The organism is Bradyrhizobium sp. SZCCHNS3002, from assembly GCF_032377435.1.
In the GTDB taxonomy this organism is placed as follows: Bacteria; Pseudomonadota; Alphaproteobacteria; order Rhizobiales; family Xanthobacteraceae; genus Bradyrhizobium.
Genome location: NZ_JAUHHY010000011.1, coordinates 107,788 through 120,752 on the forward strand (window position 1 = coordinate 107,788; position 12,965 = coordinate 120,752).

At 67.2% G+C, this 12,965-nt stretch carries 8 protein-coding genes; 6 read left to right on the top strand and 2 right to left on the bottom strand.

What is annotated here, in order from left to right; genetic code table 11:
• Positions 1-39: 39 nt before the first annotated feature.
• Entirely contained in the window at positions 40-1,176 is a 1,137-nt protein-coding gene (recF, locus tag QW845_RS23445) for a DNA replication/repair protein RecF (protein ID WP_315803890.1), read from the top strand.
• A 298-nt stretch (positions 1,177-1,474) separates the two neighbouring features.
• Positions 1,475-3,910 carry a DNA topoisomerase (ATP-hydrolyzing) subunit B gene (gene gyrB / locus QW845_RS23450; protein WP_315803891.1) on the top strand — a complete coding sequence of 812 codons (2,436 nt, stop codon included), beginning with the start codon at positions 1,475-1,477 and terminating at the stop codon, positions 3,908-3,910.
• Between the two features lie 63 nt (positions 3,911-3,973).
• Here gyrB and QW845_RS23455 read toward each other — a convergent pair whose 3' ends face one another.
• Entirely contained in the window at positions 3,974-5,968 is a 1,995-nt protein-coding gene (locus tag QW845_RS23455) for an acetoacetate--CoA ligase (protein ID WP_315803892.1), read from the bottom strand.
• A 321-nt stretch (positions 5,969-6,289) separates the two neighbouring features.
• On the opposite strand from QW845_RS23455, the gene murA reads away from it, so the two are divergent.
• The 3 genes from murA to QW845_RS23470 all read left to right on the top strand — a co-directional run bounded on the left by murA (position 6,290) and on the right by QW845_RS23470 (position 10,328).
• On the top strand, positions 6,290-7,585 hold the full coding sequence (gene murA / locus QW845_RS23460; protein WP_315803893.1) for a UDP-N-acetylglucosamine 1-carboxyvinyltransferase: 1,296 nt from the start codon (positions 6,290-6,292) through the stop codon (positions 7,583-7,585).
• Positions 7,586-7,755: 170 nt separating this feature from the next.
• Positions 7,756-8,235 carry a DUF2867 domain-containing protein gene (locus QW845_RS23465; RefSeq protein ID WP_315803894.1) on the top strand — a complete coding sequence of 160 codons (480 nt, stop codon included), beginning with the start codon at positions 7,756-7,758 and terminating at the stop codon, positions 8,233-8,235.
• A gap of 707 nt (positions 8,236-8,942) precedes the next feature.
• Positions 8,943-10,328, top strand: a complete 1,386-nt coding sequence (locus QW845_RS23470; RefSeq protein WP_315803895.1) for an MATE family efflux transporter — start codon at positions 8,943-8,945, stop codon at positions 10,326-10,328.
• Between the two features lie 5 nt (positions 10,329-10,333).
• On the opposite strand, the gene QW845_RS23475 is transcribed toward QW845_RS23470, so the two are convergent.
• A complete protein-coding gene (locus QW845_RS23475) occupies positions 10,334-11,476 on the bottom strand; it encodes an FUSC family protein (RefSeq protein WP_315803896.1) in 1,143 nt (380 codons plus the stop codon).
• Positions 11,477-11,593: 117 nt separating this feature from the next.
• Here QW845_RS23475 and QW845_RS23480 point away from each other — a divergent pair, with 117 nt between their 5' ends.
• Complete coding sequence (locus QW845_RS23480) at positions 11,594-12,964, top strand: MmgE/PrpD family protein (RefSeq protein ID WP_315803897.1); 1,371 nt, start codon at positions 11,594-11,596, stop codon at positions 12,962-12,964.
• The last annotated feature ends 1 nt before the right edge of the window (position 12,965 follow it).

Here is a 12,965-nt window from a genome sequence, read left to right on the forward strand (position 1 = left end):
AGCCCGGCAATGACAGAACTGGACCTGCAACTCCACCCCATGACCCCCTCCCGCATCCACCGCCTCGCGCTGACGCATTTTCGCAGCTATCGCGCTGCCAGCGTCAGCGTGCAGGCGGACATGGTTGCGCTGGTCGGCGCCAATGGCGCCGGCAAGACCAATTGCCTGGAGGCGATCTCGTTCTTCGCGCCGGGACGCGGCCTGCGCCGCGCGACACTCGAGGATGTCGCCGACAACCAGGGCGACGGCTCCTGGGCGGTCTCGGCGGAGGTCGAGGGGGCGCTGGGGCTGACGACCTTCGGCACCGGCATCGAGCCGCCGCGCAGCGATGCGAACACCACGCGCCGCTGCCGCATCGATCGCGAACCGGTCGGCTCGGCAGCCGCCTTCGGCGACCACATCCGCATGGTGTGGCTGACGCCTGCGATGGACGGCTTGTTCATGGGCGCGGCCTCGGAGCGGCGGCGCTTCTTCGACCGCCTGGTGCTCGCGATCGACAGCGAGCATTCGAGCCGCGTGTCGGCGCTGGAGCGCTCGTTGCGCTCGCGCAACCGGCTGCTCGAGGTGCGCAATTTCGACGACCACTGGTGTGGCGCGATCGAGCGCGAGACTGCGGAGCTCGCGGTCGCCGTCGCCGCGAGCCGCGGCCAGACCGCGGTGAAGCTCGCTGCGATGCTGCGCCAGCGCGGACAAGCCTCGGCGTTCCCATCCGCCGAGATCGCGCTCGACGGCTGGATGGAGAATGCGCTGCTGAGCGAGCCGGCGCTTGCCGTCGAGGACCGCTACCGCGCGATGCTGCGCGACAATCGCGCGCGCGATGCCGCGGCTGGCCGCACGCTCGACGGGCCGCATCTCACTGATCTCCATGTCGTCTACGCGCCGAAGAACATGCCGGCGCGCGACGCGTCGACCGGCGAGCAGAAGGCGCTGCTGATCGGCCTCATCCTCGCGCATGCGACGCTGGTCGCCGAGACCACCGGCATCGTGCCGATGCTGCTGCTCGACGAGATCGTCGCCCATCTCGATCCCGGCCGCCGCACCGCTTTGTTCGCCGAGCTCGGCACGCTCGGTGCCCAGGTATGGCTGACCGGCGCCGATCCCGCGGCGTTTGCCGAACTACGCGAGCTCGGCGAGATCTTCGACGTCGAGGCCGGACGGATCAGCGCGCGGCGGTAACGCCTTCGGCCGTTGGTCGGGATCCCCCCGGGGTCATACCGGACTCGTGCCCTGAATCGCACGCGAAAGCGCCCCGCCGCACGCCTCAAAACCAGCCGCGGGAATGGCCTGAATCCGGCTTTCGGAGGGGACGAAAACGACCCTCGCCAGGCCTTGAAAAACCGTTAAAAAACGCTATCTCTTCAATGTCTTACGAAGGGCCACTTTGCGCTAGGCGCGTGGCTTCTTTCGTGAGAGAAAGAGCGCTCTCGGCATGCGGTTTGCGATGCCGATTCGACCACCCTTCCGAAGGCCCCACATGACCGAACCCGCCCGGCAAACCATCGCCGACACCGAGCCTGCAACCGCGAACGAGTACGGCGCAGAATCGATCCGGGTGTTGAAGGGCCTGGACGCGGTGCGCAAGCGCCCGGGCATGTATATCGGCGACACCGATGACGGCTCCGGCCTGCACCACATGGTCTACGAGGTCGTCGACAACGCGATCGACGAGGCGCTGGCCGGCCACGCCACCGCGGTCGAGGTGATCCTCAATCCGGACAATTCGGTCACCGTGCGCGACGACGGCCGCGGCATTCCGGTCGACATCCACAAGGGCGAAGGCGTGTCCGCGGCCGAGGTCATCATGACCCAGCTGCACGCAGGCGGAAAATTCGACCAGAACTCCTACAAGGTGTCGGGCGGCCTGCACGGCGTCGGCGTCTCCGTCGTCAACGCGCTGTCGAGCAAGCTGCTGCTGCGGGTCTGGCGCGACGACAAGGAGCATCTCATCGAGTTCGCCCATGGCGATGCGATTGCGCCGCTGAAGGTGGTCGGCGAGGCCAAGGGCAAGCGCGGCACCGAGGTGACGTTCCTGGCCTCGACGGAGACCTTCAAGAACGTCGAATACGACTACGCGACGCTTGAGCATCGCCTGCGCGAGCTCGCCTTTCTCAATTCCGGCGTCAACATCGTGCTCTCCGACATGCGCCACGCGGTCGAGAAGCGCGAGGAGATGCATTACGACGGCGGCGTCGAGGAGTTCGTCAAATATCTCGACCGCAACAAGAAGGCGATCGTTCCGGCGCCGATCATGGTGCGCTCGGAGGTCAACGGCATCACCGTGGAAGCTGCGCTGTGGTGGAACGACAGCTATCATGAGAACGTGCTTTGCTTCACCAACAACATCCCGCAGCGTGACGGCGGCACCCATCTCGCCGGCTTCCGCGGCGCGCTGACGCGCCAGGTCAACGGCTATGCCGAGGCCAATGCGAAGAAGGAGAAGATCGCGCTGACCGGCGACGATTGTCGCGAGGGTCTCACCGCCGTTCTTTCCGTGAAGGTGCCAGATCCGAAGTTCTCGTCGCAGACCAAGGACAAGCTGGTGTCCTCGGAAGTGCGTCCCGTGGTCGAGAACGTTCTGAACGAGGCGCTCGCCGCCTGGTTCGAGGAGCATCCGGGCGAGGCCAAGACCATCGTCGGCAAGGTGATCCAGGCCGCGGCGGCACGCGAGGCCGCGCGCAAGGCGCGCGAGCTGACCCGCAAGAGCCCGCTCAGCGTCTCCTCGCTGCCCGGCAAGCTCGCCGACTGCCAGGAGAAGGATCCGGCCAAGTCCGAGCTGTTCATCGTCGAGGGTGACTCGGCCGGCGGCAGCGCCAAGCAGGGCCGCAACCGCGAATTCCAGGCGGTGCTGCCGCTGCGCGGCAAGATCCTCAATGTCGAGCGCGTGCGCCCCGACAAGATGCTGTCGAGCGAACAGATCGGCACGCTGATCACCGCGCTCGGAACCGGCATCAGTGACGAGTTCTCGATCGACAAGCTGCGCTATCACAAGATCATCGTGATGACGGACGCCGACGTCGACGGCGCCCACATCCGCACGCTGCTGCTGACCTTCTTCTACCGGCAGATGCGCGAGATCATCGACCGCGGCCATCTCTACATCGCGCAGCCGCCGCTCTACAAAGTGATGCGCGGCAAGTCCGAGCAGTATCTGAAGGACGAGCGCGCGCTGGAGGATTATCTGATCGGCACCGGGCTCGACGACTGCGTGTTCAAGACCGCCGAGGGCGAGGAGCGCAAGGGCCGCGACCTGCTGGGGCTGGTCGAGGAAGCGCGGATCGTCCGCAACATCCTGCGCAATCTGCACAGCCGCTACGATCGCAAGGTCGTCGAGCAGGCCGCGATCGCCGGCGTGCTGCGGCCGGATATCACCCGCGACCTGGCGACCGCGGACGCCGCGGCCGAGTACATCGCGAAACGGCTCGACGTGCTGGCCGACGAGGTCGAGCGCGGCTGGATCGGTCACTTCCTCGAGGGCCAGGGCTTCACCTTCGAACGCACCGTGCGCGGCGTCAAGGACGTCGCCGTCATCGACGACGCGCTGCTCGCCTCGGCGGATGCCCGCAAGCTCGACGACTATGCGGCCCGCCTGCAGGAGGCCTATGCCAAGCCCGGCACCTTGCGCCGCGGCGACGTCCAGACGGTGATCCACGGCCCGGTCGATCTGTTCGAATCCGTCATCGATGCCGGCCGCAAGGGCGTCACCCAGCAGCGCTACAAAGGTCTGGGCGAGATGAACCCGGAACAGCTCTGGGAAACCACGCTCGACACCGAGGCCCGCACGCTGCTGCAGGTCAGGGTCAAGGAGGTCGACGAGGCCGACGACATCTTCACCAAGCTGATGGGCGACGTCGTCGAGCCGCGCCGCGAATTCATCCAGGACAACTCGCTGTCGGCGAACGTCGACGTGTAGGCCCAGATGCCGGGACGCTCCAGCCGTCCGGCCTGTCCCTCATCGGGCTGACGCTCGCCCCTGTCATCCGCCTCGCCGTGCCGCCGCGAACTGCGTGAACCAGTCCAGCGCCGCCGGGTTGCGGGTGGCATCCTTGCTCGCGACCTTGTCCGGAGCGTCGCCGAGCAGCAGTCGACGGACCGGCACCTCCATCTTCTTGCCGGTCAGGGTCATCGGGATTTCCGGCACGCCGATGATGACGTCGGGGACATGCCGCGGGCTGCGCTCGTGGCGCAGCCGCCGGCGGATCTCGTCCTGCAACCCGTCCGTCAGCTCGATGCCCTGGGCGAGTTGCACGAACAGCGGCATGTAGAAGCCGCCGTCCGGCTGCTCGATGCAGATGACGAGACTATCGACGATACCGGGAATCCCCTCCATCGTCCGGTAGATTTCCGCCGAGCCGATCCGCACGCCATGACGGTTCAGCGTGGCGTCGGAACGGCCCAAGACGTGGCAGCCGCCGCGCGCGTTGAAGTGGACACGATCGCCATGGCGCCAGACCCCCGGATAGACGCCGAAATAGCTGTCCGTATACCGGACGAAATCGGCATCGCCCCAGAAGCAGAGCGGCATCGAAGGCATCGGCGCGCGCACGACGAGTTCGCCGGCCTCGTCGATGATCTCGCGCCCCGCATCGTCGAACGCGACCGCGGCCACGCCGAGCGCCGGAGCCTGGATCTCGCCAGCATGCGTCGGCAGCAGCGGCGAGCCGGCCAGCAGACCGGAACAGAACTCCGTTCCGCCGGATTGCGAGGAGGCCCAGACCTCGGGCTTGACCGCCTCGTGCACCCAGCGAAACACCTCCGGTGTCGATGGCGATCCGACCAGCATCACCGACTGCAGCCGCTCCAGATTGAACTCGCGGCCCGGAACGACGCCCTGCTGCCGCACCAGCTGGATGTAGCTCGGGCTGATGCCGAGCACGGTCACGCCGGCGGCTTCCACGAGCCGCCACACCAGCCGCGCGTCCGGATGGCTCGGATGGCCGTCATAGAGCACCGAGGTGCCGTTCATCAGCGGCCCCCACATCAGCGTGTTCCAGACCATCCAGCCTGTCGTCGAGTAGAAGAACAGCGTGCCGTCCGCCTCGATCTCGAAATGAAACGCCGCCGACTTGTAGTGCTCAAGCACGATGCCGTGGTGATTGTGCACGATCGGCTTCGGCAGGCCGGTCGTTCCCGAGGTGAACAGCACCCAGAGCGGATGATCCGATGCGACGCGTGCGAACTGAAATGCGTCGCGCGCGATCGCCGGACCGTCGAGCAGGTCGGGCCACGCCCGAATGCCGCCACGAAACTCCGGCGCCTTGCGCGCGGCCGGATGATAGTCGAGCATGACCAGCATCTCGGCGCTCGGCAGCGCCGCGAGGATCGTCTCGAGATCGCCGATGCGGTCGAAATCCTTCGCTCCGTAACGATAGCCGTTGACCGCGAAGACGAGCTTCGGCGCGATTTGCGAAAATCGGTCGATCACCGTCTGCGCGCCGAATTCCGGTGCCGCCGAGGACCACACCGCGCCGATCGCCGTGGTCGCGAGCATCGCGATGACGGCTTCGGGAATGTTCGGCATGTAGGCGACGACCCGGTCGCCCTTGCCGATTCCCATCTCGCGCAGCGACGTGGCGAGCCGCCGCACGCGGCCTGCGATTTCGCCCCAGCTCGCGGCCGCCAGCGGACGCAGCTCCGAGCCGTGATGCAGCATCGCTCGATCGGGACTGCCGCTCAACTCGTGGCGCAGCACGTGCTCGGCGAAGTTCAGCCGCGTCCCCGTGAACCAGCGCGTCCGCGGCATAGGATCGCGCGAGACGACCTCGCCGATCTCGCCGTCGGCCATGACCTCGAAATAATCCCAGATCGAACGCCAGAACCCGGCGACGTCGTCGACCGACCACTGCCAGAGATCGTGATAGCCGGAGAAGCTGTGGCCGCGCGAAGCGAGCCAGTCGAGATATCGGCGGATGTTGGCGCGCGCCTGTCGCTGCGCCGAGCAGGTCCAGACGTCAGCTTGATCATCGGCCATTCCAGCGTTTCTCCATCCCTGCCGCAGCCGCGGCAGCCAACGACCATCGGCCGCGCCACACCGGCCGTCAAGAACACGGCGCGCTCCCCGGCCGCTGCCCCGCCGCCGTGGCAAAGTGGCCCGCCGCGATTTTCCGGCATTGATTCCGTTTTGGAATTGGCGTTAGGAGTCGGTCTCATGAGGACCCCGGCGGCCCGTGAACCAGGTTCGCGGTCGCCGGATTGCGGAACAGGTTGATCCCGCTGGACACCCTGTGCCCGAACGCCGTCGCGAAGCCGGCAAGGGCAGCGGCCACACGCTTCGACAACGGATCATCACCGCATGGCGCCCATTCAATACATCGTCGAGGGCGGTCACCGGCTCAAAGGCGCGATCGAGCCGTCCGGCAACAAGAACGCCGCGCTGCCGATCATCGCCGCCGCGCTGCTGACCGAGCATCCGGTCACGCTCGACAACGTGCCGCGCATCCGCGACACCGAGACCCTGGTCGAGCTGATCCGCTCGGTCGGTGCCTCCGCCGAATGGCGCGGCCGCAACCGGCTCGCGATCCATGCCAAGGACATCCGCGCCGCCGATCTCGATCCGGATCTGTGCATTCGCATCCGCGCCTCGATCCTGCTGGCAGGACCCCTGCTCGCCCGCTGCGGCGAAGTGGCGCTGCCGCCGCCGGGCGGCGACGTCATCGGCCGGCGCCGGCTCGACACCCATTTCCTGGCCTTCGAGCAGCTCGGCGCCACCGTCACCGCGACCGACAAGATCGAGCTGCGCGCCTCCGGCCTGAAGGGTGCCGACGTGTTCCTCGACGAGCCCAGCGTCACCGCCACCGAGAACGCGCTGGTCGCCGCCGTCGCTGCGCACGGCACGACCTATCTGCGCAACGCGGCCTCGGAGCCGCATGTCCAGGACCTCGCGCATTTCCTGGTGGCGCTCGGCGCCAACATCGAGGGCATCGGCACCAACACGATGGTGATCCATGGCGCCAGCACGCTCGGTCAGGCGTCCTACGCGATCCAGCCCGATCACATCGAGGTCGGCTCGCTGATCGGGCTCGCCGCGGTGACGCGCTCTCCCTTGCGCATCGTGCGCGCCGGTACCGAGCATCTGCGCTCCATCCGCATGGGCTTCGAGCGGCTCGGCATCGTCTGCGAGGTCGCCGGCGACGATCTCATCGTGCCCTCGGAGCAGACGCTCAGGATCAAGGACGATTTCGGCGGCCACGTGCCGAAGCTGGAGGACCAGCCCTGGCCGGCCTTCCCGGCCGACCTGATGTCGATCGCGCTCGTCACCGCCACGCAATGCGAGGGCGTGATCCTGATGTTCGAGAAGATGTTCGAGTCGCGGATGTTCTTCGTCGACAAGCTGATCTCGATGGGCGCGCGCATCGTGCTGTGCGACCCGCACCGCGCCATCGTCGCCGGCCCCAGCCGCCTGCGCGGCGCCCGCGTCGTCTCCCCCGACATCCGCGCCGGCATGGCCATGCTGCTGGCAGCACTCTGCGCCGAAGGCACCTCGTACATCGACAACGCCGACCAGATCGAACGCGGCTATGAACGCATCGACGAGCGCCTGAACGCACTGGGCGCGAAGATCACCCGCGTGCCGGAGCGCGGGCGGTAGTTTACTACGCACATCTCTCCTCCGTCATTGCGAGCGCAGCTCGCAATGACGAAATTGAACGACCCTGGCGCAAGGCCATCGGCGCACTGGCTTCGCGGACATGCGCGTGCGATGCTGCTGCGCATCGCGCATGGCGCGCGAGCAACCTTGACATGTGAGGCTCATCGCTCATGACAATCAGCGAGATCACTCCCAACGTCGACGGTACCCGATGGCTGGCCGGCGCGGAGTTCGCCGATGCCTTTCGCATCACGATCAACGGCCCGCCCGTTGCTGCCCGCACCGCGGCCGAGCGCATGCTCGGTCACACGCCCTGGTGGATAGCGGCGCTCCTGAAGCTCCGCAACCTGCTGGTCAGGCCCTTCGGTCTGAAGACCTCGGGCGCGGACCCAAGCAACCCACGTCCTCTGATCGGGATTTTTCCGGTCGTCGACGAAACGCCGGCCCGGCTCGTGCTCGGCTTCGACGACAAGCATCTGGACTTTCGCGTCCTGGTCGACGTGGCCTCTCAGCACGCGACCTCGCAAGTGACAGCGACCACCTTGGTCGAGACCCACAATGCTCTCGGCCGCATCTATCTCGCCATGATCAAGCCGTTTCACCGGCTCGTCGTGAAGGCGATGCTCCGGCAGGTCGCAGCAGCCGCATGATGACACGCGAGTCTTCGGCTCGCTGTCGCACCGGCGCTCCGTGCCCAAGCCGCCAATATCGCGACTGCCGTTTTTCCGAATTTTTTGCTTGCTATTATTCCAAGAATCAGAAACAATGTAGCCATCCCGTCCTCATGAGAGGGGCGCTTCGCGATCGTCACGGACGTTGAGGGCGGGGATGCGGTGGATGCGGCGGCTCTCAGCGCGCACTTGGGTAGCAACTCGAGGCTGGCGCGTGGACGAAGGGGCGGTCGCATACGGCGAAAGCGTATGGTCCTGGCCTCCCGACGCTGAGGTCAAGCCGGCGGGCGATTCCGCTGACGACGGGGGCAAGAAAGCCCGGTCCCCGGGGAGAATACGTATAAGTCGTTCCAACCATCGCGCGGGGAATGCCGGGATGTCTCGGCTGAACCTGTGGTTCCTGCCGCCTGCATTTTTTTACGCAGGCGGGCCATGGGTGCGGCCAGCACCCGGCATTCCCCGCGCCCTCTCGCTTCCGAGGGCCATCGATCAAGCAGAGCTCGGACGTGTCAGCGCCGCGAGATCGGTCAGTCATGCCCGCGATCACGTCAATGCGATTGACGATGCGCCTCACGCAGCCGTCTGCATTTGGCCAGGTGGAGCTGCGCCTCCGTGCCGCACGCGGCTGCGACCGAACATGCCGCCGTGATGTGCACGACGCCGCAGGGCCTGCTATAGCCCCGACCATGACCTCCACAGCCGGAACCAACCACGCACCGCCAACGGCGGCGCCGACGCCTCCCCTCGCGCTCGAGCTCTGGGACACGATCCGGCTCGCCGCACCGATGGCGCTGACGCAGTTGTCGCAGATCGCGATGATGTCGACCGACCTCGCCTTCATCGGCCGTCTCGGCGGCGATGCGGTCGCGGCGGCCGCATTGGCGGGCACGGTGTATTTCGTCGGCTCGACCTTCGGCATGGGCCTGATGTCGGCGGTGGCGCCGCTCGCCGCGCAGGCGTTCGGAGCCGCGGATGCAGCACTGGTGCGGCGCGCGCTCCGCGTTGGACTATGGGCCGGCCTGTTCATCGCGCTGCCGATCATGATGATCGCGCTGAACGGCGAGGCCATCCTGCTCACGCTCGGACAGGCCCCCGACGTCGCGCGTCCTGCGCAGGATTATCTGCGCGGCCTCGCCTGGGGTATTGCGCCGATGCTGTGGTTCATGGCGCTGCGCAGCTTCATGGGCGCCGTCAACCGCCCTGAGCCGGTGCTTTGGATCACACTGGCCGCGATCCCGCCCAACGCGCTGCTGGTCTATCCGCTGCTCTACGGCCACTGGGGTTTTCCGCAGCTCGGCCTGACCGGCGTCGGCTTGGCCACCTCGACCGTCAACCTCGGAACGTTTCTTGCCGGTCTATGGTTCGCGGTGTTCCGCCCGCCGTTCCGCGACTACCACGTGCTTGCGCAGCTCGGGCGCATCGACTGGCGGCTGATGCGGCAGCTTCTCGTCCTCGGCGCCCCGATCTCGCTGTCGTTCCTGCTCGAATACGGCCTGTTCTCGGCGGCCGCGATCCTGATGGGACTGATCAGCACGGCCGCTCTCGCCGCGCATCAGATCGCGCTGCAGATCACCGCGATCCTGTTCATGGTGCCGTTCGGGATCAGCATGGCCGCGACCGTGCGCGTCGGCCACGCCGCCGGACGCGATGATGCGACCGGCGTTCGCCGCGCCGGCCTGATGGCGATGTTGCTCGGCCTTTCACTCGCAGTGCTGTTCACGCTCGGCATCGTCATTGCGCGCCATGACATCGTGCAGCTGTTCCTCGGCTCCGGGATATCCGATGCCGAAACGACGGCGGCGCTGGCCGCCACGTTGCTGCTCGTCGGCACGACGTTCTTCATCACGGACGCATTGCAGAGCATCGCGGTCGGCGCGCTGCGCGGCATCAAGGACACGCGGGTGCCGCTGCTGCTCGCCGTGCTCGGCTATTGGCTGATCGGCTTCCCCGCCTCTTATCTGCTTGGCCTCCACACCGCGCTCGGCGCGGTCGGAATCTGGATCGGCCTGTCGATCGGCACCACGATCTACGCCGCGCTGCTGGTGGTGCGCTTCCTGCGGCTGACCCGATGAAGAGTTCAGGCGCCGGCCGTATCGGACGACTCCCCGGGCTCCGGCCGATGCACCTTTCCAGCCGACGCTCCGGACCATTCGGCGACGACGCGCTCGAGGTCGATCAGGTTCTGCCGCATCTGGTCGAGCGAGAAGCCGAGCGCGAAGAAGCGTTCGGCGGCATCGCCGGGCAGCCCGCGCGTCAGCCCGTTGCTGCGGACGGCGGCGACCTGCTCGGCATAGGCTTTGACCGCAACATGGATCGGCCAGATCGGCGGTGGGCCGGAGCCGTTGCGGATGGCCGCGGCACAGCCGCGCAGATAGCTCGCGATCGCATCGCTGACGCGCGCCACCGGCGCCGACAAACGTGCCTGCAGCTCCGAGGGCAGCGGCACCACGCTGGCGCGGCCGATCATCACGACGTCATGGCGGAGGCGCAGGATCGTCCGCAGCAGCGGACCGGTGTCGGCGCCAGAGGACAGCCGCGCCGAGCGTTCGCGCTCGGCCTCCGCCCCGGTCGCGTTCAACTCGGTGAGCGCGGTGCCGATACCGTCCTGGATCCGATGCAGCGCGTCGTTGTCGCGGCCCCGCGACAGGCCGGCCAGAAGCTCGGTCATTGCTGCGGCGATCAGTTCGAGCAGGCGGCCTGCCGCGCTGCGCATCTGGACATGCGCCCGCGACGGCAGCACGATGAACGATACGGCGAGGCCGGTGAACGCGCCGACCGCAACCTCGAACACGCGGTCGATCGCCGATCCCAGCGGATCGAGATGGCCCATCGTGGGCACCAGGAGCACGATGACCGCGGTCACGGTGGCGGCGTTGAGGCTGGGATTGATCGCGGCGATGAAGGCGAGCGGGGTCACCGCCAGGATCAGCATGCCGAGCAGTTGCAATTCGCCGGAATGCGGAATGAACACGGTGATGGCGCCGCCATAGATGGCACCGCCGATGGTGCCGAACATGTAGTCGCGCGTCGCCTTCAGCGAACGCCCGACACTGCCTTGCGTCACGATCAGCGAGGTCAGCACCGCCCACAGCGGCAGCTTCAGGTGGAAGGCCGTGGCAACGGCAAAAGCGAGCGTCGCCGCCACCGTGCCGCGGACCGCCAGCGACATCTGCGCCTTGCGGCCGCGCAACCTGCCGAACAGCTCCTTGAACGACGCCATCAATCATCCACCTCGAACGGACCAGCGCGTCGGCATGGCAGCCTCCCACCGGGCCGGACCGGCTTGAAAGGCGGAATCAGCTTGCCTACCCTGGCTGCAACGATGTGAGGAAACACGATGGCCCAGGAAACCGCAACGCTCGCCGCCTACGTCGCCGCGCTGAAATACGACGATATCCCGCCCGAGGTGCTCGACCGCGCCAAGGTGCTGACGCTCGACTTTCTCGGCAGCGCCATCCGCGCCCGGCGCGAGGCGGAGTCGACGCCGTCGGTGGTGAACATGCTGGCGGCGCTGAAGCTGGATGCGGCGGGCGAGGCGACCGTGTTCGGCGACGACAGAACCTGGACGCCGGCGGTCGCGGCGCTGCTCAACGGCACGATGGGCCATTCGCTCGATTTCGACGATACCCACGCCGATTCCTCGCTGCATCCGAGCGCACCCGTGGTGCCGGCCGCGTTCGCCGTCGGCGAGATGGTCGGCGCCTCCGGCCGCGAGGTGCTGACCGCTATTGTCGCCGGCTACGAGGTGTGCTGCCGGCTCGGCAATGCGCTCGATCCGACCTCGCATTATGCCCGCGGTTTCCACCCGACCGCGACCGCCGGCACCTATGGTGCGGCGGCCGCCGCCGGCAAGCTGTTCGGGCTGTCCGAGCAGCAGTTGATCTACGCCTTCGGCGTCTCCGGCAGCCAGGCCGCGGGCTCGCTGCAGTTTCTCGTCAACGGCGCCTGGAACAAGCGCTATCAGGTCGGCGCGTCGGCGATGAACGGCGTGATCGCGGCCACGCTCGCCAAGAACGACTTCGTCGGCGCGATCGAATCCGTCGAGGGCAAGCACGGCCTGCTGGTCGGCTACACCGACACGCCGCACCATGAGAAGGCCGTCGCCGGGCTCGGCTCCACCTATGAGACGATGAAGATCGGCGTGAAGCCGTATCCGAGCTGCCGCTACACCCATGCCGCGATCGACGCCATCATCGCGCTGCGCCGCGAGCACAATCTGACGCCGGACCAGGTCAAGCGCGTCGAGATCGGCCTGCATCGCAACGGCATCACCTTGACGGGCGACGCCGCGACCAAGCGGCATCCGAGCTCGATCGTCGGCGGCCAGTTCTCGATGTTCTTCACCGGCGCGCTGGCGCTCGACCAGGGCCGCTTCGGCTGGGACGACTACACGCGCCTGGGTGACGCCGCGATCAACGCGCTCGCCGACAAGTTCGACGTCGTGCAGGACGACAAACTGGAGATCGGCCGCAGCCATCCGTTCGGCGCCCGCGTGACCATCACCACCGAGGACGGCGTGCACGAGCGGCTGCACGATGATCCCTCGGGCGAGCCGACCTCGTTTCCCTCGGCGCAGGCGATGAGCGACAAGTTCATCACTTTGGCACGGCCGGTGCTGAGCAGCCGCGCGCAAAGCTTTGCCGATGCGATCCTGTCGCTGGAGCGTTTCGACCGTGTGGCGCAGGCGACGGCGTTGGGGAGAGTGTAGC

Bases quoted from the DNA above. Each gene is read 5' to 3' on its own strand.
- recF (WP_315803890.1), top strand. From the start codon at position 40: ATGACCCCCTCCCGCATCCACCGCCTCGCGCTGACGCATTTTCGCAGC.
- gyrB (WP_315803891.1), top strand. From the start codon at position 1,475: ATGACCGAACCCGCCCGGCAAACCATCGCCGACACCGAGCCTGCAACC.
- QW845_RS23455 (WP_315803892.1), bottom strand. From the start codon at position 5,968: ATGGCCGATGATCAAGCTGACGTCTGGACCTGCTCGGCGCAGCGACAG.
- murA (WP_315803893.1), top strand. From the start codon at position 6,290: ATGGCGCCCATTCAATACATCGTCGAGGGCGGTCACCGGCTCAAAGGC.
- QW845_RS23465 (WP_315803894.1), top strand. From the start codon at position 7,756: ATGACAATCAGCGAGATCACTCCCAACGTCGACGGTACCCGATGGCTG.
- QW845_RS23470 (WP_315803895.1), top strand. From the start codon at position 8,943: ATGACCTCCACAGCCGGAACCAACCACGCACCGCCAACGGCGGCGCCG.
- QW845_RS23475 (WP_315803896.1), bottom strand. From the start codon at position 11,476: ATGGCGTCGTTCAAGGAGCTGTTCGGCAGGTTGCGCGGCCGCAAGGCG.
- QW845_RS23480 (WP_315803897.1), top strand. From the start codon at position 11,594: ATGGCCCAGGAAACCGCAACGCTCGCCGCCTACGTCGCCGCGCTGAAA.